This is a genomic window from Nocardia sp. BMG51109 (assembly GCF_000526215.1).
In the GTDB taxonomy this organism is placed as follows: Bacteria; Actinomycetota; Actinomycetes; order Mycobacteriales; family Mycobacteriaceae; genus Nocardia.
The window spans coordinates 430,292-451,609 of the sequence record NZ_JAFQ01000004.1; the positions used below are offsets into that span (position 1 = coordinate 430,292).

Below are 21,318 nucleotides of genomic sequence, written 5' to 3' on the forward strand. Positions count from 1 at the left end.
TCACAGCGCCTCCAGCGACTTCATCCGGTCCAGTACGGATTCGGCTGTGGGACCACGCATTTCGTCGACGATGCGGCCGTCGGCCAGGAACACCACCCGGTCGGCGTACGCGGCCGCGTGCGGTTCGTGCGTCACGATCACCACGGTCTGGCCGAACTCGTCGACCGACGCGCGCAGGATCGACAGCACCTCACCCGACGACCGCGAATCCAGGTTGCCGGTGGGCTCGTCGCCGAAGATGATGTCGGGCTTACCGGCCAGCGCCCGCGCGCAGGCCACCCGCTGCTGCTGACCGCCGGACAGCTCGCTCGGGCGGTGCTCGAGCCGGTCGCCGAGCCCGAGCCGCTTGATCACCGTCTCCAGCCATTCGTGATCGGGACGGCGGCCGGCGATATCCAGCGGCAGCGTGATGTTCTCCGCCGCCGTCAGGGTCGGCACCAGGTTGAACGCCTGGAACACGAAGCCGATGCGGTCGCGCCGCAGCGTGGTCATCTGTTTGTCGGACAGCCGCGTCAGATCGGTGTCGCCGATGCTCACCGTGCCGCTGGTGACGCTGTCGAGCCCGGCCAGGCAGTGCATGAGCGTCGACTTCCCGGAACCGGACGGGCCCATGATGGCGGTGAACTCGCGGTGCGCGAATTCGGTCGACACCCCGTCCAGGGCCAGGACCCGGGTATCTCCCGAGCCGTACTGCTTCACCAGATCGGTCGCGCGGGCCGCGGCCGTGGTGGGACTCGGGGCCGGTTCGGTGCTCGGGGCATCGGCAATCATGCCCTCCAGTGTTCCGGGAGGGGGGCGGTCTCGCCATCGGGATAATCCCCCAATACCCGGGGGCACCGGCACTCCGGCGCCGCCTACCCTCGTGACCATGATCTGGACTGCGCTACCCCTGCTCATAGTGGCTGTCGCGGTCGTGCTCGGCGGCCTCTGGGCGGCGCGCCGCGCCGGGATCCGCGGCCCGGTCGTCGTCGCCGGATTCGCCGCGGCCGCCGCCGAACTCACCGCGGGCGCGCTCGCGCAGGGCGGCGCTACCCGGATCGACCCCGCCGTCATGCGGTGGGCGCTCGCGCAGCGCACCGACGGGCTGACGACGGGCATGCGGGTGATCTCGGACCTCGGCAGCACCGCCGCGATGACGATCGTGGCGGTCGTCACCGGAGCGTGGCTGGCGTACCGGCGGCGCCGGCGGCTGGTGCTGCTGACGGCGACGGTGTCCGCGGGCGGCGGGCTGACCGTGGTCACGGTGAAGGCGCTGGTCGGACGGTCGCGTCCGTCGGTCGATCACCTGGTGAGCGTGGTCGGTCCCGCGTTTCCGTCCGGACACGCACTGGGTTCGACGGCCGTCGTGGGCGTGGTCGCCGCGGTCGCGGTGCTGTCGCTGCGGCGGCGGGCCGCGAGGCTCGCGGTGGGCGCGACCGCCGTCGTGTTCATCCTGGCGGTGGGGGTGTCACGGGTGTATCTCGGCGTGCACTGGCCCACCGATGTGCTCGCGGGCTGGATGTTCGGAGCCCTGTGGGTGAGCGCCGGCGTGACGGTCCTGCTGCGGTCGCGGCGACGGGCCGCGCGCCGCGCGCACCTGCCCGCCGGCGACCTCAGCCGCCCAGTGCCGCGATGACGATCAGCACCACCACCAGTAACACCACCGTGCCGACGATCAGGCCGATGATCAGCCCGTTGTTCGACTTGCCCTGCTGCGGCGGCGGATAACCGTACCCGCCCGGCCGGGTGTACGGCGGCGGTTGCTGCTGGTACACCGGCTGCGGGGGCGGCGTCGCCGAGCGCACCGACGCCGGTGGCGGCATCTGCCCCGCCGCCGGCTGCTGCATCGGACCCGCGGTGTGCTGCGGTACCGGACCACCCGTGTGCTGCGGCGCCGGACCACCCGTGTGCTGCTGCATCGGACCCGCGGTATGCATGCCGGGCCCGGTCGGGGGCCGCTGCCCCATCGGCGGCGGCGCGACGGGCGCGCTCGGGCCGGTGCCCGGACGGCCCGGTGCCGCCGGACCGCCGAACTGCCCGCCCGCCACCGGCATCGGCGGCGCGCTGGGTGAGGCGAACGTGCGCCGGGCGGCGGCGGCGAAATCGGCGCAGGTGGCGAAGCGGTCGTCGGGCCGCTTCGCCATCGCCTTGAGCAACACGTTGTCCAGCGCCGCGGGCAGCCCCTGGCGCACGCTGCTCAGCGCGGGCGGCGGCCCCTGCAGATGGCCGCGGATCACCGCGGCCGGATTGGGCGCGGTGAACGGGCCGCGGCCGGTGAACAACCAGAACAGGCTGCACGCCAGCGAATACTGGTCCGAGCGGCCGTCCAGCGACGCGCCGGTGAGCTGCTCGGGCGAGGCGTAGGCCAGGGTCGCGGTGAACGTCCCGGTCTGGGTCAGGTGGCCGCCGTCGTCGCGCAGCCGGGCGATGCCGAAGTCGGTGAGATAGACGCGCTCACCCTTGCCGCCGGTCGACTTGGCCAGCAACATATTTCCCGGCTTCACATCGCGGTGCAGCACGCCGTTGCCGTGCGCGTAGTCCAGCGCCTCGGCGACCTCCTGCACGACCTGCACCGCCCGCTCCGGCGGCAGCTTGCGCGGATCCAGGCTGGCGGCGTCGATACCGTCGATGAACTGCATGGAGATCCACAGCTGGCCGTCCTCGAGACCGCGGTCGTAGACCGTGACGATCTTCGGATGATCGAGCTGGGCGACCAGATCGGCTTCGCGTTCGAAGCGGGCGCGAATCTCGTCGTCGGACACCATCTCCCGGTTCAGCAGCTTCAGCGCCGTCATGCGCGGTAACCGCGGATGTTTGGCCAGATAGACCGAGCCCATGCCACCGCGGCCCAGTTGCCGCTCGATGACATAACCGGCGAAGACGTCTCCGTTGGCCAGCATGCCCGCTCCCATTCCCGTGCCGCGCACCGGAACCCGCCAGCGCACGGCAGTACCGCAGATGAACCCCCGTCGCCGCCCTCGACCGACCACGGAAAACACCGAAACCATAGCAGTCCGGGGCAAGCGGCACGTCCTCCCGGGGAGGGGCCTGCCGTATCGGCGTTTGTCGGTGGCGGCCTATACCCTCGACCCATGCGCATTGGGGCACACGTCCGTCAAGACAGTGATCCGATCGGCTTCGGCGAGCGGCTCGGCGCCGAGGTCATCCAGATGTTCGTGGTAGATCCGCAGAGCTGGGACAAGCCGCAGCCGCACCCGCGGGCCGAGGAGATCAAGGCCAGCCCGATCGACGTGGTGGTGCACTCCTCCTATCAGATCAACGTGGCCAGCACGAACAACCGGCTGCGCATGCCCTCGCGCAACGCGGTGGCCCAGCAGGCGCAGGCGGCGGCCGATCTGGGTGCGTTCGGGCTGGTCGTGCACGGCGGGCACGTCCGCTCCGATGCCGAGATCGAGGCGGGAATCGTCAACTGGCGCAAGCTGTTCGAACGCCAGCAGGACAAGGGCGGCTTCGCGGTCCCGATCCTGATCGAGAACACCGCGGGCGGGAATCACGCGATGGCACGGCATTTCGATTCCATCGCCCGGGTCTGGGACGCGGTCGGCGATTTCGGCGCGGGCTTCTGCCTGGACACCTGCCACGCCTGGGCCGGCGGCGAGGAGCTGATCGGCGTGGTGGACCGGATCAAGGCCATCACCGGCCGCATCGACCTGGTGCACCTGAACTCCTCGCGCGACGATTTCAACTCCGGCGCCGACCGGCACGCGAACTTCGCCGACGGCACCATCGATCCGCAGCTGCTCGCCGAGGTGTGCCGCACGGCCGGGGCGCCGGTGGTGCTGGAGACCCCGGCCGACGGCGTCGCCGAGGATCTGGCGTATCTGCGCGAGCACGTGGGCTGAACACGGTTTCGATCGGACTGACCACAAACCTGGTTCCCGGCGGGCGCCGGTGGTGTTCTCGAAACGTTGTACGTTTCGAGAAAGGGCTCGGTATGTCAGTCGATCAGGCAGCGGACACCGTGACAGTCGTCAAGCTCGGCACCCACATCGGCGCACGGATCGATGGGGTCCGGCTGGGTGGTGAACTCGCCCCGGAGACAGTCGCCGCCATCCGGGCCGCGCTCAACGAGCACAAGGTGATCTTCTTCCGCGATCAGCACCACCTGACCGAGGACGGACAGTACGAATTCGCCGAACTGCTCGGCACCCCCACCACGCCACACCCCACCGTCACCTCGGCGGGCGTGAAGAGCCTGGCCATCGATTCCGAGCGCGGCCGCGCCAACAGCTGGCACACCGACGTCACCTTCGTCGACCGCGTCCCGAGGGCCTCGATCCTGCGCGCGGTCACGCTGCCCAGCTACGGCGGCTCGACCACCTGGGCCTCCACCGTCGCCGCCTACGACTCGCTGCCCGAACCGCTGAAGCGGCTGGCCGAGAGCCTGCGTGCGCGGCACACCAATCAGTACGACTACGCGGCCGCCCAGGACGATTCGCCCGACGAGAAGGCCCAGGCCTACCGCGCCGAGTTCCGGTCCACCTACTACGAGACCGAACATCCGCTGGTGCGCGTGCATCCCGAGACCGGCGAACGCGCCCTGCTGCTCGGCCATTTCGTGAAGCAGATCGTCGGGCTGCCCAGCAACGAATCGCGCGCCCTGTTCCAGCTGTTCCAGGACCGGGTCACCCGCCTCGAGCACACCACCCGCTGGCACTGGGCCCTCGGCGACGTCGCCATCTGGGACAACCGCGCCACCCAGCACTACGCGATCGACGACTACGACGGCACCGAACACCGCAAGCTGACCCGCATCACGCTGGCCGGCGACATTCCCGTCGGCATCGACGGCACGCCGAGCACCGTGATCGCCGGCAATGCCGAGCACTACTCGGTCGTCGACCCGGTCGTCCGGGCAGCATGACGTAGAGCGACACGATCCGGCCCCGGTTCACCGCGCGCCGAGGCAGGAGACGGCTCTACTCGCCGGGGCCGGCCGTGGCGGTCGACTCTCCTACCGTCACAGCCGTCCCCTTCCGGGTGGTTGAATCGGGGCATGGAGATTCGGCCGCTGGACGGTGTGCGGGTGCTGGAACTCGGCAATTACATCGCGGCGCCGACCGCCGGGCGCATCCTCGGCGACTTCGGCGCCGAGGTGATCAAGGTCGAGCGCCCGAAAACCGGTGACGAACTGCGCAATTGGCGCCTCTACGGCGGCGACACCTCGATGCTGTACCGCACCGTCAACCGCAACAAGAAGTCGATCACGCTCGACCTGCGCTCGGCCGAGGGCCGGGCGGCCGTGCTGGATCTGATCCGGCAGTGCGATGTGCTGCTGGAGAATTTCCGGCCCGGCATGCTGGAGCGCTGGGGGCTGGGCCCGGAGGTGCTCTCCGTGGCCAATCCGGATCTGGTGATCACCCGGATCTCCGCCTACGGTCAGACCGGCCCGATGGCCCAGCGGCCCGGATTCGCGGCGGTCGCGGAGGCGGTCGGCGGGCTGCGCGAACTGGTGGGCGACCCGGACCGGCCGCCGGTGCGGGTCGGCGTCTCGATCGGCGATTCGATCGCCGGCGTCTACGCCGCCTTCGGCACGGTGATGGCGCTGTTCCAGCGCGACCGGGCGACCGACCCGATCCCGTTGTCGCAGCGCATCATCGACGTGGCGCTCAACGAGTCGATCCTGTCGATGATGGAATCGCTGGTCCCCGACTACTTCGCCTACGGCATCCGGCGCGAGCGCGTCGGCGGCCGGATGGAGGGCATCGCGCCCAGTAACGCCTATCCGTGCGCCGACGGCACCAGCATCATCATCGGCGGCAACGGCGACGCCATCTTCCAGCGCTACATGCGCGTGATCGGCCGCCCCGACCTGGCCGACGACCCGGAGCTGGCCGACAACGCCGGCCGCTGGCGACACCGCGACCGGCTCGATGCCGCCATCTCCGAATGGACCGGCCGGCACACCCGCGACGAGGCGCTGCGCATCCTGGAGGAGGCCGCCATCCCGTCCGGCCCGATCTACACCGCCGCCGATATCGCCGCCGATCCGCAGTACCGGGCGCGCAACATGATTCAGCCGTTCCCCGTCGACGTGGGCGAGCCGGAACCGAAGGAGGTCGGCTTCCCGGGCATCGTGCCGGTGATCGGCGGGCAGTCGCTGCCCATCCGCTCCGTCGGCCCGGACCTGGGCGAACACACCCACGAGGTACTGTCGACGCTGCTGAACATGTCGGATGCCGAGATCAGCGCGCTGGAGGCGGACTGATGCTGCGCGATGTGACGCTGCGCGACGGCCTGCAGCTGACCGGCAAGGTCCTGCCGACCGAGCGCAAGGTGGAGATCACCCGCACCCTGCTGGCACTGGGCGTGCCCGAGCTGGAGATCGGCTCGATGGCCCGGCCCGATCTGGTGCCGCCGATGGCCAACACGATGGATCTGGTGGCCGCCCTGGAACCCGAAGAGCTGCAACGCTGCTGGGTATGGGTGGCGACGCCGCGCCAGGTGGCCCGCGCCGCCGAGGCGGGTGTGCGCAACTTCCAGTACTGCCTGTCGGTGTCGGATGCGCACAACAAGGCCAATATCGGCCGCACCGCCGAGGACAGCGTGGCCGCCATGCCGGAGGCGATCCGGCTGGCGCGGCAGGCGGGCGGATCCATCCAGCTGTGCCTGGCGACCTCGTTCACCTGCCCGTTCGACGGGCCGGTCGATCCGGAGCGGGTGCTGGCGATCGCCACCGACCCCCGCACCGACGGCGCCTGCGACATCGTGCTGGCCGATACCCTCGGGCAGGCCCACCCCGCTCAGGTGGCCGCGCTCGTCGAGGCGGTCGGCGCCCGGGGCGGCTGGGGAGAAGCGCACCGCCGCATCGTCTTCCACGGTCACGACACCTGGGGTATGGGCGTCGCCAATTCGCTGGCCGCCCTCGCCGCGGGGGCCGCGGTGGTGGACGGATCGCTCGGCGGGCTCGGTGGCTGTCCGTTCGCCCCGGGCGCCAGTGGAAACACCGCGAGCGAGGACCTGCTGTTCGCGACCCGTCCCGGCTGGTTCGATCCGAAAACGCTGGCGGCCCTGGTGGATACGACCGAGACCTTGCTGTCCGAACTCGGCGAACCCAACCGGTCGCGCACTGCCGAGGGGGCACGGTCGGAGGCGACGGCGTTCGAATGGGTCACCCCCGCCCTCGGATGATCCCCGCCCCCGAATGATCCCCGCTTCCGGATGATCACAGTCTTCGGATGATCGCTGTCCGGATTTATCGCCCGGTTGACGACCGGCCGCCTGCGAATACCCCGCATCACAAACCGATCGCTACGAAAGTAGCCCTAGCGCAGTACATTTCAATGGACAACAATCGATCCGGCGTTGTAGAACATTCCTGTTTCACAACAGGCGCCGCCAGGCCGGACGTACAATCGATAACGATGTCTTCCGAGTCCTGAAGTGTGGCTCACACCACCACATAGGTGATTCCGGAGGAAGTATGGATCCTGGATACCCCCACAGACAGCCAGAATCCCCTATGGCACACACATTTTCGCCCGCTCACGAGGAGGGGCGACGGCCCGGCGGTCGCCACCTGCACGACCACTGCTCGAATAGTACCTGTAATTGCAAACGGCGCGTACAGTTTTCGAGCTTCGACACAGCACCGTTACCATCCGAGACACAAGACACCCGGCGCAGCCGATTCGTTTCCACGATCCTTCGGGAGGCCTGATGCTGTATCTGGATCGTCGCGACGCCGGCCGCCGACTAGCCGGACACCTACGGGCCTTCCGGGGCCCGGACATCGTGGTCGTCGGCCTCGCCGGCGGCGGTGCCGCCGTGGCATCCGCCGTCGCGGCCGAACTACACGTGGCGCTCGACGTCACCGTGGTCCATCAACTGCGCACGCCCGAGTGGTCGGAGCCGGCGTTCGGCGCGATCGCCGAGCGCGGCGTTCGCATCGTCGACGGCAACCGGGCACGCATCCTGCGCACCGACGCATCCGAGCTGAGCCGCATCGAACGGCGGGAGCGAGATGCCCTGCGCCGCAGAGTCGAACATCTGCGCTCGGCCCGGCCGCGGCTCGAACTGGCCGGCCGCACCGTCGTGATCGTGGACGAGGCACTGGCCGTCGCGGCACTCACCCGGGCGGCCTGCCGGGCGGCGTACTCGCGCGGCGCGATCCGCGTCGTGGTGGCGGCGCCGGTCGGCACCGAGGCGGCGATGGCCGAGATGACCGGCGACGCCGACAAGGTGGTCTGCTCGCACACCAGCGACCGGATCACCCATGTCGGCGAGTTCTATCAGGACTACGCACCGGTCGACGACGAGCACGTCTGCGAGTTGCTGCGCGGCGAGTCCGAACCGGCTAGGGAGAGCGCGGCAGTCCCAGCCGTTCGGTGAGTCCGTCCAGCACGCAACCCAATGTCCAGGCCACCGGATCGTCCGGACCCGCGCCGGTGCGACCGTGGAACCATCGGGCGAAGGCCGGGTAGCGGCCGTCGGCGAGCATCGGCTCGACGACGGGCGCCGCGGCGGCGGCCAGTTCCGCGTCGGTGTGCAGGCCGGCGCGGGCGCGCATGCGCCGCTCCTCGGCCAGCTGGAGGGCGGCGCCGAACAGATGGCCGTCGACGGCGCCGGTGAGCAACGTCAGATCGTCGGCGCCGCGGCCCAGCGGCTCCAGCAGCGCGAACCGGTAGTCGAAGTAGCGCAGGGCATTCGGGCCCAGTGGCGGGCGGGTGTGCCAGAGTTCGCCGAACCACAGGTGGCGGCAGATCACCGCCCAGGTGTCCAGGGCCAGGCGCTCCAATCCGGTCCGCCACTGCGTGGCCGGCGGCTCGGGTAGCGGGATCTCGCCGTAGACCGCATCGATCATCAGGTCGACCAGGCCGTCCTTGCTGCCGACGTAGCGATACAGCGACATCGGGGTCGACGCGCCGACCGCGGCGGCCACCCGGCGCATGGTGAGCGCCCGGGCGCCCTCCGCATCCGCGACGGCCAGCCCGGCACGCAGGATCTCGGCCCGGCTCAGGCTCGTGGTCGGCCGGCCGGGCGGTTCCGGCAGCGACCAGACCAGTGGTCCGGGTGCCTCCTCCGTCATCGCACCTCCTTGACCGCATTCAATCATCCGTGTACAACGTACACATGATGTACGACGTACACCCACCGCGCGTCCTGATCGTCGGCGGCGGCCTCGTCGGGCTGTCGGCCGCGCTGTTCCTGCAGCACCAGGGGGTGTCGGCGGCGCTGGTGGAGCGCCGGCGCGGCACCTCGCCGCAGCCGAAGGCGCGGCGTATCAACATCCGCACGATGGAGCTGTTCCGGCAGGCCGGAATCGCCGAGGAGGTGCTGGAGGCGGCGCGCGGCCTCGCCGCCCATCAGGCGATGGCGGCCGGGCCCACCTTGGCGCAGGCCCGGCAACTGCCGTTTACGCTGCCCGGCGGTATTCCGCAGTGGGACACCCTCACCCCGGCGCCCGCCTGCCTGTGCGCGCAGGATCTACTGGAACCGACGCTGCGCCGGCTGGCCGAACGGCGCGGCTGCGATCTCCGCTTCGACACCGAATGCGTCGAATTCACCGAGGACACAACGGGAATCGAGGCGGTGCTGCGGGCCGGCGACGGCACCGTGGAACGGTTGCGGGCCGATTACCTGATCGCCGCCGACGGTGCTGCGAGCCCGATCCGGGAGCGGCTGGGCATCGCACGCAGCGGGCGGGGCACCCTCGGCCGCGCCGTCAACGTCTACTTCCGGGCCGACCTCCGAGAGCTGGTGCGCGGCCGGGAGTTCAACCTCTGCCAGATCGAGAACGACTCCGTGCCCGGCACCTTCGCCTCGGTGGACGGGGAATTCCGCTGGATCTTCACCACCGGCGAGGGCGTGGACCGCCCGGCCGAGCGGTGGCCCGAGGCGCTGCGCACCGCGATCGGCGCGCCCGGCCTCGACGTCGAACTGCTGAGCGTGCTGCCATGGGAGTCCGGCATGTTCGTCGCCGATCGGTACCGGTCCGGCCGAGTGTTCCTGGCGGGCGACGCCGCACACGTCATGCCGCCCTACGCCGCGGCGGGTGCGAACACCGGGATTCAGGACGCGCACAATCTTGCCTGGAAGCTCGCGCACGTGCTGCACGGGGCCGCGGGCGAGGCCCTGCTGGACAGCTACCACGCCGAACGGCACCCGATCGGCTGGTACACCGCCGACCAGTCCAGCGTGCGGATCGCGAACCTGCGGGCGCTGAACACCGAATCCACCGACGGCACACCGCTGGCCGACCCGATCGCCCTGATCCTCGGCGCCCGCTGTCACAGTGCCGCGGTCATCGACGACGGGAGCCCGCACACGATGACCCGTCTCGATCTGGCCGGTCAGCCGGGAACCCGGCTGCCGCACCACTTTCTGCCCGGCGGCCGCTCCGCGCTCGATCTCGTCGACACCCGCTGTGCGCTGCTGATCGGCCCGGACGGCCGAGCGTGGCGGGCGCAGGAAGCACCGGTGGAGGTGCACGAGATGGACGAGACCTGGTGCACGGCAGCCGGTCTCACCCGCTCCGGCGCGCTCCTGGTGCGGCCGGACCAGATCGTCGCCTGGCGCTCCCCCGCGCTTCCCGCCGACCCGGGCAGCGCGCTGCGTTCGGCACTCGACCGAATCCTGGACCGCGGAATTCCGGCATCCCCCGGCGCAGGTCGCCGGTCATCGGTCGGTGCGATGCCGGATTCGCCTGCGGCACAATGATCGATCGGAGCCGACGGCTCAGGTGAACTCGTAGTGCACGAAATTGCGTACCGGCTCGAACCCGATCTCGCGGTAGATCTTGTTCGAGGTCGGGTTGCCGACGTCGGTGAACAGGCACACCTCGGAGCCGTTGTCGCGCAGCAGCTTCGACACATGAGCGGTGAGCGCGGCGGCGTAGCCGCGCCGGCGGGACTCGGGCGGCGTGTAGACGGGCCCGATCCGCGTCCAGCCGTAGGCCCGGGCCTGATGGCCTACCATGCAGACCGGCCGACCGTCGTCCTCCCACAGCCACCAGCGCCCCAGGGCGACTCGAGCACGAATCGCCCCGGCGCTCATGCTGATTCCCATTTCGCTGCCCATCTGCCGCGACCACAGCGCACACATCTCGACATCGGATTCGCCGGCGCGCCGGGCATATCCGAGGACCCGCGGCACCGACAGCTCGGCCAGCCGGTACAGCCGGCTGGCGAAGTCGAACCGGAACTCGCCGCCGCACAGCGCGCTCCACTGCTCGGCGAACACCAGGGCGGTGCCCGGCGCGCCCTCGACACCGGGCGTATCGGGAATCCGCTTCGCGAGGGCCGCCACCACATCCGGCACCGCGGGATCGGGCATATCGCCCAGGTACACGCTGTGCCCGGCCGTGCACATCGCGACACCCACCACCGAACCGCCCGCATGCACCGACGCGAACACCGCCGAACCGTCGGACAGCCCCGTCGCATAGCTGTCCACAACCGTCGCGATGACCGTATTCCGCAGGGGTTCCCGCCCCACGAACGCCGCCGTGCGCCGCTGGAACTCGGCCGCGTCGCAGGTCGATTCGATCCTCATACCTACCCACGGTAGGCGCGCCACCCCTTGCCACCCACCGGTTTTCGAGCCGCTGCGTCGCACCGTGCCCGGCGGATCGACGGACGGCGGCACGGCCGGATCGCCGGACCGGCAGCGCGCCGGAACCGGCCGAGGCGTCGGCGGGTCAGACCGATTGAGCCGCGTCGGCGCGCAGCTTGAGCAGAACCAGTCCGGCGGTGCAGGCGAGAATGAGGCCCGCGACGGCGATCTCGACACGTAGTCCGGCGATGCCGAGCACCGCACCGGCCACACCGCCCACGAAGATCAGCCAGGCCACCACCCGGGCGACGACGGCCCCGGCCGACCGGCCGGATTCGATTGCGTCCGAACCGTTCTGCGTCGCCGCATGCAGCGAGTACGCTCCCATCACCACTCCTCGATGACGCCTGCCGACCCGCGAATTCGGCGGTGTCGTAAGGCAAGCTTCAGGCGTCGCCTGTGTAAGGTGGCTCACACGGTATCTCTCCGTTGCCCAAACGTCACCCGACACGGCGTACGACACGCGGATGTTAGCGATTCGATATGTGAATCACAGTTGTTTTGAATCCTCTTCCGGTATCGTGCCGCGCGACCGCCCCGTCTGGCCCGACGGCGCTGCCTTGGCTAAGGTGAGGCCATCCGGACAGCACGAGGAGCGGCGCACCCATGGACGACCACGCGGGTTCGGGGGCGGGCGCAGGCGAGAACACCCCTCGCCGCCTGGATGTCAGGGTGGCCGGCCCGGCGCTGGCCGCCGGCGCGGTCTCGCTGGGGCTGGTGCTCATCGGCTCCTGCGGGCTGGGGCAGCACGAGGTCTACGTCACACCGCCACCGCTGAACGCCGATCTGCAATCCGCCCCCACCGGGCTACTCACGAGCCCGTCGGGCAGCACGACCGCGGCCGTCCACATCCCGCCGTCGCCCAGCTGGCGCGTGGCGGTCGATCCCCCGCCGCGACGCACCATCTCCGGGGCGCCCGGGACCACCACGTCCAGGGACGAAACCAGTTCTCCGGCACCGTATGCCGGGCCGAGCGAAACCACGCGGACCACCACGTCCGGATCGTTCGACGAGTCCCGGACGACGACCACCCGGCCCCGCCCGACCACGACGACCCGGCGAACCCCCACCGACACGACGCCCCACCCGATCGTCACCGAGGCGACGACCAGCCCGACGCCCACCCCGGAATCCGAGCAGGCGCCGGACTTCTACGACGAGAACTGATCAGGCCCGGAACAGCAACGCCGGAACCGGGCCACGTCAACCACGCCAGAAGTCCGGCCGGACTCGGCAACACCGGAACCGCCCCGGACGCAGTGACGCTGGAGCCCAGCCGGACTCGGCAACCCTCGACTCGGACTCAACGACACCAGAACCCGACCGGACTCGGCAACCCTCGAACCCAGCCGGACTCAACCACACCAGAACGCAACCGGGTCCAGCAATACCGGAACCCGGCCCGCTCAACGGCACTGGAACTCGGCCAGCTCGTAGTCGCCCACCTGCCGCGCGAGCACCTGCAGGTGGTCGTTGCCGCCACCGAGGACGCGTTCGACGGCCGTCAGCCGGGCGACGTAGTGGCTCACCGGATATTCGGTCGTGATGCCGATCCCGCCGTGCATCTGGACCGCTTCCTGCCCGATGTGCCGCGCGGCCCGGCTCACCTGCAGCCGCGCCCGCGACGCCGGCACCGGGCCCACGTCCCCGTCGGCCAGCGCGGCGGTCAGATACAGGCTCATGCTGCGCGCCAGCTCGAGCGAGACGTACATGTTCGCGGCGCGCTGGGTCAGCGTCTGGAACGTCGACAGCGGGACGCCGAACTGCTTGCGGGTCTTCAAGTAGTCGGTGGTCAGCCGCAGCGCCTCGGACATCGCGCCGACCGCCTCCGCGCACAGGCTCGCCTGTGCCGTGCCGATCGCCGCGTCGAGCACCCCGGCCACCGGGCCGAGCAGTTCGGCCGGGGCGGCGGTGAACTCCACCTGCGCGCCACGACCACCGTCGAAGGTCCGGTACGGCTTGCGCGCCACGCCCGCGGCGTCGGCGGCGACCAGGAACAGCGCCTGCACACCGTCCGTCCCGGTCGCGCTCACCACCAGCTGGTCTGCGCAATCCCCGTGGGCCACCGGGTTTTTCACACCGGTCAGGCGGTAGCCGTCGCCGTCGGCCTCGGCCCGGGTGGCCACCTCCGTGGCCGGCCAGCGCGATCCGGGTTCGTCGTGGGCCAGCGCGAGCAGGGTGGTGCCGGCCGCCACGCCGGGCAGCACTCGCTGCCGCTGCTCGTCGGTCCCGGCGCGGGCGATCAGCGCGCCCGGCAGCAGGACCGCGTCCAGCAGCGGTTCCGGCGCCAGCCGGCGGCCGATCTCCTCCATGACCACCATGGTCTCCACGGGACCGGCGTCCATGCCGCCGTCCGCCTCGCTGAAACTCAGCCCCAGCACGCCCAATTCGGCCAGCTGCGACCACACGTCGCGGTTCCAGCCGAGTTCGGTGTCGATCACCTTCAGCCGGTTCTCCGGGTCGTAGGCGCGGGCCAGCAGCTCGCGCACCGTGTCGCGCAGCAGGACCTGTTCATCGGTGAGTTCGAAATCCATGGCGGCGCCTCTCAGGGGATGGCAGGCCGGCGGAGCCTTGTGGAGCCGGCCGGGTGGGTAAATTACAGCCCGAGGATGGTGGAGGCGATGATGGTGCGCTGCACCTCGCTCGAGCCTCCGTAGATGGTGGTCTTGCGGACGTTCAGGTAGCTGGGACCGCTGCGCTGCGCCCAGTCCGGCGAGGCGATATCGGTCGCGCCGACCGGGAGCGCGTCCGGTCCCGCGATGTCGAGCAGCAGCTCGGTCGCGGCCTGCTGCAGTTCGCTGCCGCGCAGCTTGAGCACCGAGGAGGCCGGATTCGGCCGGCCCTCACTGGAATTGGCCACCACCCGCAGCAGCGTCAGCTCCAGCGCCAGCAGCTCGTTCTCCAGCTCGGCCACCCGGGCGGCGAACAGCGGATCCTCGAGCAGCGTGCCGTTCGCCGTCTTGGTCTGTGCCGCATGCTTTTTCGCCACCGCCAGCCGGACCTTGGTGCGGCCGACGCCGGTGATGCCGGTGCGCTCGTTGCCGAGCAGGAACTTCGCGTAGGTCCAGCCCATGTTCTCCTCGCCGACCAGCTGATCGGCGGGCACCCGGACATTCTCGAAGAAGACCTCGTTCACCTCGTGGCCGCCGTCGATCAGCTTGATCGGCCGGACCGTCACACCGGGGGTCTTCACATCGAACAGCAGCAGCGAGATGCCCGCCTGCTTCTTCGGCGCGTTCGGGTCGGTGCGCACCAGGCAGAAGATCCAGTCGGCCCACTGGGCCAGCGTGGTCCAGATCTTCTGGCCGTTGACGATGTAGGAGTCGCCGTCGCGCACCGCGGTGGTGCGCAGCGAGGCGAGGTCGGAGCCGGCATCGGGTTCGGAGAAGCCCTGGCACCACCAGATGTCCAGCGCCGCGGTGGGCGGCAGGAACCGCTCCTTGAGCTCCTGCGAACCGAACTGCGCGATCACCGGGCCGATCATGTTGGCGTTGAACGTCAACGGCTCCGGCACGCACGCCAGCTGCATCTCGTCTTCCCAGATGTGACGCTGAATCGGCGTCCAGTCCTTGCCGCCCCACTCGACAGGCCACTTCGGGACGGCCAGGCCGTGCTCGTTCAGGATCTTGTGCGTCGTCACGACGTCCTCGCGGGACAACTCGCGGCCGTGCTCGACCTTGTCGCGAATCTCGGCCGGGATCTCGGTCCGGTAGAACCGGCGCAGTTCGTCCCGGAAGTGCGCCTCGTCGGGTGACAGGGCAAGTTGCATGGGCGTCTCCCCACCGTGTTCGGATGTCCGGCCACCAAACTTACCCCCCGGTAATCCGGCGCCGTCGGCAGGACCGCCCGCACGATTCCGGTCCGAGTTCCGGGTGCGACCTGCCTGACCGGCCGGGACCTGGTACGTTGCTGCGGAAAGGCCGCGCGCCCCGCCGGAGTCGACCGACCCCCGGGGCATTGTCCATCGCCGGCCCGGAGTTCACGACAAGGAGCACCACGAGTGAACGGCAAGACCTTCGCGCGTCTGGCCGCGGTAGCGGCGGCCTGCGGTTTGAGCGCGGCGGCAACCCTCGGCAGCGCCACCGCCGAACCCGCCGAGTCGCCGATCGACACCGCCATCGAACAGCTCACCGCCACGGCGGGCACCGATCCCGCCGCCCGGGAGGGCGTGGGTTCGCTGGCGAATACGGCGCACCTGATCTCGGCCGCCAAACTCGACCACGTCGCGGGCGGGTTCACGCCGTTCTGGTATCAGGCGCCGACCTTCGGCTGCGGCCCCAACGTGCCGATCTCGCTGACCGCCGTCGCGGGCAACGCCGGCGTGCCGGGCCCGGACCGGGGCATCGCCGGCGAGTACGCCACCGTGCGCTTCCAGGCCACCCCGAACCAGCCGGGCTTCCCCATCAGCTCCGGTCTGACGGTGGCCTGGCTCAACACCGGCAACGGCCGCAGCGGTGTGATGCCGCTGGACGAGCGCACCGAATTCGATACCCCGGCCCTGACCAAGACGGTCGACAGCGGGCCCGGCACGGTCGTCGCCAGCATGTGGGGCACGATCGCCTACCCCGGCGCCAACTGCGTGATGGCACCCACGGTCGGCGTCATCACGGTCTACCCCAACCCGCTGACCGATCCGTACGCCCCCAAGCCGCCCTCGGACGACCGGCCGGTCCCCCGCTCCGTACCGGGTAACTGATATCGCACCGGGTACCCGGCATCACCGGGCGGCCCGGCGAACCACCTGCGCCACACCGGAAGCCGGTGTGGCGCAGTACTTTTCCCGCGCACCGCGGATAACGATCGGCGCGGTCGGCAAGTTCGGGTGCCCGTCGGCGTGAGCGGCACATGCCGGGCCACGAACGCGTGATCCATCGCGAGCACGCGAGGCTGGGAGCGAACCCGCCGCCGGAAACGGAGCTTGCTCGGTTGGCGGCACATCTGCGCGTCGGCAGCACGACCTGCGGCTCCGGATGCCTGCGGGCTCACGGCCGTCAGGAACGACGCTCGCGGCCGCCATCGGGAGCGGGGCTGCGGGGGCCGCCATCAGGAGCGGGGCAGCGGCCGTCAGGAACGCGGCTCGCGGCCGTCAGGAACGACGCTTGCGGCCGCCATCAGGAGCGGGGCAGCGGCCGTCACGAGCGCGGCTTGCGGCCGTCAGGAACGTGGCTTGCGGCGGTCCGGGCGGCGCTGATCGCGGCGGGGGCCGCGGCCCACGGTGCCGCCGCCGCGATGCCCGGGCGGGCCCTGATCGGGCTGGAGCTGGATCAGGACGCCGCTGATCCTGGTGCGGCGCAAGGCATCCAGGGTGTCCGGCGGCAGATCGGCCGGTAATTCGACCAGGCTGTGGTCGGGGCGGATGCTGATGTGGCCGAAATCGCTGCGGCGCAGGCCGCCCTCGTTGGCGATGGCGCCGACGATCGCACCGGGCACCACCCGGTGGCGCTTGCCGACCGCGATGCGGTAGGTCGCCATCTCGGCGCCGGTCGCGCGATGACGGGCGGCCCCGCCCCCCTGCTCCCGGCGCGGCTCACGATCGAACTTGCGCGGGCGCGGCTCCGGCTCGGGCTCCATGAAGAAGTTGTCGCCGTCGTGCCCGCCGACCGCGAGCGCGGCGGCGATATCGGCCAGCGGAATGTTGTGCTCGGCCTCGTAGTCCTCGATCAGCTTGCGGAACAGGGCCAGATTGGGTGAGGCGAGGTTCTCGGTGATGGCGTCGTGGAACTTCACCACCCGCTGCGCGTTCACGTCCTCCACGGTCGGCAGCTGCATCTCGGTCAGCGGCTGACGGGTGGCGCGCTCGATCGCGTCCAGCAGCCGGCGCTCGCGCGGCGCGACGAACAGCAGCGCCTCGCCGCTGCGGCCGGCCCGGCCGGTGCGGCCGATGCGGTGCACGTAGGACTCGGTGTCGTGCGGGATGTCGTAGTTGACGACGTGCGAGATGCGGTCGACGTCCAGCCCGCGGGCGGCGACGTCGGTGGCGACCAGAATGTCCAGCGTCCCCGACTTCAGCTGGCCGATGGTCCGCTCGCGCTGGTTCTGCGCGATATCGCCGTTGATGGCGGCCGCCGAATATCCGCGCGAGCGCAGCTTCTCGGCCAGCTCCTCGGTGGCCTGCTTGGTGCGCACGAATATGATCATCGCCTCGAACGGCTCGACCTCGAGGATGCGGGTCAGGGCGTCGAGCTTGCGCTGATGCGAGACGTGCACCCAGCGCTGGGTGATGTTGGTGGCGGTGGCCGTCTTGGCCTTGACCGTGATCTCGACCGGATCCTTCAGATACTGCTTGGAGATCTTGCGGATCGCGCCGGGCATGGTGGCGGAGAACAGCGCCACCTGCTTGTCGGCGGGGGTATCGGCGAGGATGCGCTCGACGTCCTCCTGGAAACCCATCTTGAGCATCTCGTCGGCCTCGTCCAGCACCAGGTACCGCAGTTGCGACAGGTCCAGGGTGCCGCGCTCGAGGTGATCTATCACGCGACCCGGGGTGCCGACCACCACCTGGGCGCCGCGGCGCAGGCCCGACAGCTGCACGGTGTAGTTCTGGCCGCCGTAGATCGGCAGCACGTGCACGCCCGGCATATGCGCGGAGTACTTGCCGAACGCCTCGGCGACCTGGATCGCCAGCTCGCGGGTGGGGGCCAGGATCAGCGCCTGCGGCGCCTTGCCCTTGCCCTCCAGGCCCATCAGGATCGGGATCGCGAAGGCCGCGGTCTTACCGGTTCCGGTCTGTGCCAGGCCCACCACGTCGGCGCCGGAGAGCAGCGGGGGAATCGTCGCCGCCTGGATCGGCGAGGGCGATTCGTAGCCGACATCGGCGATGGCCGCCAGAACGCGATCATCGATACCGAGATCGGCGAAGGACGGGTCGGGTGCGTCCCTCTCGTCGGCGAAGGAACCACTGTCGACCGGTGAGGTGCTCATTGACCTGTACTTTACTGCCTGGTGGTGGTCGCCCCGACCGTCGGCCCATACGGTGAGACCTATGCAACCGCACGAACCGGCCGTGTCCGGCGCCACCGGCACGCCGCCCACCGAAGCCCCCGGCAGCACCGGAACGGAGTCCGGCGCGGTGAGCGGCCTGCCGCCGGCGTCGATCGGTGACGGCCCGCCGTCGGTATCGATCGGTGACGGCCCGCCGTCGCTATCGATCGGTGACGGCCCGCCGTCGGTGGTCGTCAGCAATCCGTCGGTGGTCACCGGCAATCCGGCGCACCAGGCGAGCGGTGGGCCGGCGGCCACCGTCGATGCCGAGTCCGCGACCGACCCGGCGGCGGAGCCGGAACCGGCTCGCTCCATCGATGTCGCGGTGGTGCAGTTCGCGCCCTACACCGACAAGGACGCGAATCTGGCGATGCTGCGCGACGAGGTGCGCGCGGCGGCCGAACACGGTGCGCGGGTCGTCATCGCGCCCGAATATTCGATGTTCGCCGTGACCCGGCTGGACCGTCGCGCGGTGGCGGCCGCCGAACCGATCACCGGGCCGTGGGTGGACCGCTTGCGCGGGCTGGCCGCCGAATTCGGCGTGCACCTGGTGGCCGGGGTGGCGGAGGCGCCCGGCGGGGGCCGGACCGATCGCATCTACAACACGCTGGTCGCGGCCGGGCCGGACGCCGAGTACGAGGCGGTGTACCGGAAGGTGCATCTCTACGACGCCTTCGGGTTCAAGGAATCGGACGTGGTGGTGCCGGGCGAGATCACCGAGCCCGCGACCTTCACCGTCGACGGCGTGGTGTTCGGGCTGCAGACCTGTTTCGACCTGCGGTTCCCGGAGGGTGTCCGGCGCGTCGCGGCCGCCGGGGCGCACGTGCTCGCGCTGCCGGCGCAGTGGATTCCGGGTCCGGCGAAGGTGGACCAGTGGACGACGCTGCTGCGCGCCCGCGCCATCGAGAACACGGTCTACGTCGCCGCCGCCGACCAGGCCACGCCGCGCGGCGCGGGCGCCTCGATGATCGTGGATCCGGCGGGCACGGTGCTGGCCGAACTCGGCGAGTCCACCGGAATCGCCACCGCACGGGTGGATCTCGGTCATCTGGCCCGGGTCCGCGGCAGCAATCCGAGCCTGTCGCTGCGCCGGTTCGCCGTCGCACCGCGATAACGGCGAGCACGATAACGGCGGGCGCGGTTTGCTTCGGTTCGGCCACCCGATCCCACCCGGGAACTAGACTCGACAGACCATGGTCTATCCCGATCGGGCCGCCGCCGGTCGTGCGCTGGGTGAGTCGCTGCTCCACCTGCGGGCGTCGGGCCCGCTGGTGCTCGGGCTGCCCCGGGGCGGGGTTCCGGTGGCGGCGGCGGTGCACGCGGTACTCGGCGGCGATCTCGACATTCTGCTGGTGCGCAAGCTGGGCGTGCCCTGGCAGCCGGAGCTCGCGATGGGCGCGCTCGGCGAGGGCGGCGCCCGCGTGCTCAACGAGGACGTGCTGCGCCACAACGGCATCACCCCCGAACAGCTGGCCGAGACCGAGCGGCACGAACGCGCGGAACTCGAACGGCGCCAACGGATGTTGCGCGCCCACGCGGCGCCGATCCCGCCGCGCGGCCGCAGCGTGGTGATCGTCGACGACGGCATGGCCACCGGCGCGACGGTCGCGGTCGCCTGCCGGATCGTCCGATTACACGAACCGCGCCGGATCACGGTGGCGGTGCCGGTCTCGTCGGCCGAGGCGCTGCACCGTGTCGGCGAGATCGCCGACGAGACGGTCTGCCCGCTGGTACCCCGCGTACTCGGCGGCGTCGGCGGCGCCTACGAGGACTTTCACCAGCTCAGCGACGACGAGGTGATCGAACTGCTCGGCACCGCCCGGGCGTGAGAACGACAAAGGACCGGTGGTAGGACCTTTACGGCCTCGTAACGTACGCCGCGTCGCCCCGAAACACACCGTTGGTGTAGTGGAGTACGCAACCCCCGCCGGGTTGCTTCCGACGCACGAGGGAGCTGTGGCACGTGACATCCGCTGTCGATGCCGGACCCGAATCCACCGATGCCGGACCCGAATTCACCACGGTGAAGCTCGGACGCATGTCCCGCACGGTGGTCGAGCAATTCCAGGAACAGATGCGCAACGGGCGGTTGCGGGCCGGCCACAAACTGCCGCCCGAGCGCGAACTGGCCACGGCGTTCGGGGTCGGCCGCAACACCATGCGGGAAGCATTGCGGGAGCTGGATCTGCTGGGGATGGTGCAGAGCCGGCACGGCGAGGGCACCTTCGTCACCGACCCGTCCGCCGCCGAGCTGGTCGCACCGTTCCGCGCGGTGGTCGAATTCTCCAGTACCGCAAGCGACTCCGTCATGGAGTTCCGGCGCGCCTTCGAGCCCGGGGTCTCCGCGCTGGCCGCCCGCAACCTCACCGAGGAGGGCAGGCAGCGCCTGTACGAGGCGCTGGCGGAGTTCGAGGCACGCGTGGCGGCCGGGGATTCCGAAATCCAGCGCGCGGACGCCGATTTCCATCTGATGATCGGGCACGCCACCGGTAATCCGACCGTCATCGGCATCCACTCGGCGGTCTACTCGCTGCTGCGCGGATTCCGCGATCGGCTCGACGGATCCAGTTACCAGCCGACCAGCTGTCAGGTCGCGGGCCATCGCCGCATCTACGACGCCATCGTGACCCGCGACGCCGACGCCGCGGCCCGGGAGATGACCAGGCACCTCGAGGAGGTGTGGACGCCCGGCGAGCACGACTGCTGAACCGCCGCACCATGATTCGCCGATAACCCGACGGGCCGGTTCCGGCCCCCGAACCCCCTCGACGAGATCTGAGGATA

At 70.4% G+C, this 21,318-nt stretch carries 20 protein-coding genes; 12 read left to right on the plus strand and 8 right to left on the minus strand.

Translation table 11 applies throughout. The annotated features are described in order from the left end of the window. Window positions 1-771, minus strand: coding sequence for an ABC transporter ATP-binding protein (locus D892_RS0103355; protein WP_024799893.1), 771 nt, complete (start codon window positions 769-771; stop codon window positions 1-3). A gap of 97 nt (window positions 772-868) precedes the next feature. On the opposite strand from D892_RS0103355, the gene D892_RS49500 reads away from it, so the two are divergent. Beyond that, the gene (locus D892_RS49500; protein ID WP_198036820.1) at window positions 869-1,615 is read left to right on the plus strand and encodes a phosphatase PAP2 family protein; all 747 of its coding nucleotides are present in this window, start codon (window positions 869-871) and stop codon (window positions 1,613-1,615) included. Here D892_RS49500 and D892_RS0103365 read toward each other — a convergent pair. Continuing rightward, complete coding sequence (locus tag D892_RS0103365; RefSeq protein WP_024799895.1) at window positions 1,593-2,879, minus strand: serine/threonine-protein kinase; 1,287 nt, start codon at window positions 2,877-2,879, stop codon at window positions 1,593-1,595. The genes D892_RS49500 and D892_RS0103365 overlap by 23 nt on opposite strands. 192 nt (window positions 2,880-3,071) lie before the next feature. On the opposite strand from D892_RS0103365, the gene D892_RS0103370 reads away from it, so the two are divergent. The 5 genes from D892_RS0103370 (at window position 3,072) to D892_RS0103390 (ending at window position 8,331) form a co-directional block, all read left to right on the plus strand. After that, window positions 3,072-3,842, plus strand: a complete 771-nt coding sequence (locus tag D892_RS0103370; protein WP_024799896.1) for a deoxyribonuclease IV — start codon at window positions 3,072-3,074, stop codon at window positions 3,840-3,842. A gap of 92 nt (window positions 3,843-3,934) precedes the next feature. Next, complete coding sequence (locus D892_RS0103375) at window positions 3,935-4,864, plus strand: TauD/TfdA family dioxygenase (RefSeq protein WP_024799897.1); 930 nt, start codon at window positions 3,935-3,937, stop codon at window positions 4,862-4,864. Between the two features lie 132 nt (window positions 4,865-4,996). Beyond that, complete coding sequence (locus D892_RS0103380) at window positions 4,997-6,208, plus strand: CaiB/BaiF CoA-transferase family protein (RefSeq protein WP_024799898.1); 1,212 nt, start codon at window positions 4,997-4,999, stop codon at window positions 6,206-6,208. Then, the gene (locus D892_RS40275) at window positions 6,208-7,131 is read left to right on the plus strand and encodes a hydroxymethylglutaryl-CoA lyase (protein ID WP_084160909.1); all 924 of its coding nucleotides are present in this window, start codon (window positions 6,208-6,210) and stop codon (window positions 7,129-7,131) included. The genes D892_RS0103380 and D892_RS40275 overlap by 1 nt, the downstream gene beginning before the upstream one ends. A gap of 528 nt (window positions 7,132-7,659) precedes the next feature. Next, window positions 7,660-8,331: a phosphoribosyltransferase family protein gene (locus tag D892_RS0103390; protein ID WP_024799899.1), complete on the plus strand. Its 672-nt coding sequence runs from the start codon at window positions 7,660-7,662 to the stop codon at window positions 8,329-8,331. On the opposite strand, the gene D892_RS0103395 is transcribed toward D892_RS0103390, so the two are convergent. Then, window positions 8,297-9,028, minus strand: coding sequence for a TetR/AcrR family transcriptional regulator (locus D892_RS0103395; protein WP_024799900.1), 732 nt, complete (start codon window positions 9,026-9,028; stop codon window positions 8,297-8,299). The two genes, D892_RS0103390 and D892_RS0103395, sit on opposite strands and share 35 nt — an antisense overlap. Before the next feature lie 44 nt (window positions 9,029-9,072). On the opposite strand from D892_RS0103395, the gene D892_RS0103400 reads away from it, so the two are divergent. Then, the gene (locus D892_RS0103400) at window positions 9,073-10,659 is read left to right on the plus strand and encodes an FAD-dependent monooxygenase (protein WP_232235965.1); all 1,587 of its coding nucleotides are present in this window, start codon (window positions 9,073-9,075) and stop codon (window positions 10,657-10,659) included. A gap of 18 nt (window positions 10,660-10,677) precedes the next feature. Here D892_RS0103400 and D892_RS43415 read toward each other — a convergent pair whose 3' ends face one another. After that, entirely contained in the window at window positions 10,678-11,493 is an 816-nt protein-coding gene (locus tag D892_RS43415) for a GNAT family N-acetyltransferase (RefSeq protein WP_024799902.1), read from the minus strand. 145 nt (window positions 11,494-11,638) lie between these two features. Then, complete coding sequence (locus tag D892_RS0103410; protein ID WP_051499448.1) at window positions 11,639-11,881, minus strand: hypothetical protein; 243 nt, start codon at window positions 11,879-11,881, stop codon at window positions 11,639-11,641. A gap of 278 nt (window positions 11,882-12,159) precedes the next feature. On the opposite strand from D892_RS0103410, the gene D892_RS0103415 reads away from it, so the two are divergent. Beyond that, the gene (locus D892_RS0103415) at window positions 12,160-12,720 is read left to right on the plus strand and encodes a hypothetical protein (protein ID WP_024799904.1); all 561 of its coding nucleotides are present in this window, start codon (window positions 12,160-12,162) and stop codon (window positions 12,718-12,720) included. A 239-nt stretch (window positions 12,721-12,959) separates the two neighbouring features. Here D892_RS0103415 and D892_RS0103420 read toward each other — a convergent pair whose 3' ends face one another. Further along, entirely contained in the window at window positions 12,960-14,087 is a 1,128-nt protein-coding gene (locus D892_RS0103420; RefSeq protein ID WP_024799905.1) for an acyl-CoA dehydrogenase family protein, read from the minus strand. A 62-nt stretch (window positions 14,088-14,149) separates the two neighbouring features. Beyond that, window positions 14,150-15,322 carry an acyl-CoA dehydrogenase family protein gene (locus D892_RS0103425; RefSeq protein ID WP_024799906.1) on the minus strand — a complete coding sequence of 391 codons (1,173 nt, stop codon included), beginning with the start codon at window positions 15,320-15,322 and terminating at the stop codon, window positions 14,150-14,152. Window positions 15,323-15,553: 231 nt separating this feature from the next. Between D892_RS0103425 and D892_RS0103430 the strand changes: the two genes are divergently transcribed. Beyond that, window positions 15,554-16,249 (plus strand): hypothetical protein, encoded by a 696-nt coding sequence (locus D892_RS0103430; protein ID WP_024799907.1) that lies wholly within the window; start codon window positions 15,554-15,556, stop codon window positions 16,247-16,249. Window positions 16,250-16,707: 458 nt separating this feature from the next. On the opposite strand, the gene D892_RS0103435 is transcribed toward D892_RS0103430, so the two are convergent. Beyond that, complete coding sequence (locus D892_RS0103435) at window positions 16,708-18,474, minus strand: DEAD/DEAH box helicase (protein ID WP_024799908.1); 1,767 nt, start codon at window positions 18,472-18,474, stop codon at window positions 16,708-16,710. 373 nt (window positions 18,475-18,847) lie between these two features. On the opposite strand from D892_RS0103435, the gene D892_RS0103440 reads away from it, so the two are divergent. From D892_RS0103440 to D892_RS0103450, 3 genes are all read left to right on the plus strand, one after another. After that, complete coding sequence (locus tag D892_RS0103440; RefSeq protein WP_024799909.1) at window positions 18,848-19,648, plus strand: carbon-nitrogen hydrolase family protein; 801 nt, start codon at window positions 18,848-18,850, stop codon at window positions 19,646-19,648. Between the two features lie 79 nt (window positions 19,649-19,727). After that, window positions 19,728-20,363, plus strand: a complete 636-nt coding sequence (locus tag D892_RS0103445; RefSeq protein ID WP_024799910.1) for a phosphoribosyltransferase — start codon at window positions 19,728-19,730, stop codon at window positions 20,361-20,363. A 134-nt stretch (window positions 20,364-20,497) separates the two neighbouring features. Further along, a complete protein-coding gene (locus D892_RS0103450; RefSeq protein ID WP_024799911.1) occupies window positions 20,498-21,241 on the plus strand; it encodes a FadR/GntR family transcriptional regulator in 744 nt (247 codons plus the stop codon). The last annotated feature ends 77 nt before the right edge of the window (window positions 21,242-21,318 follow it).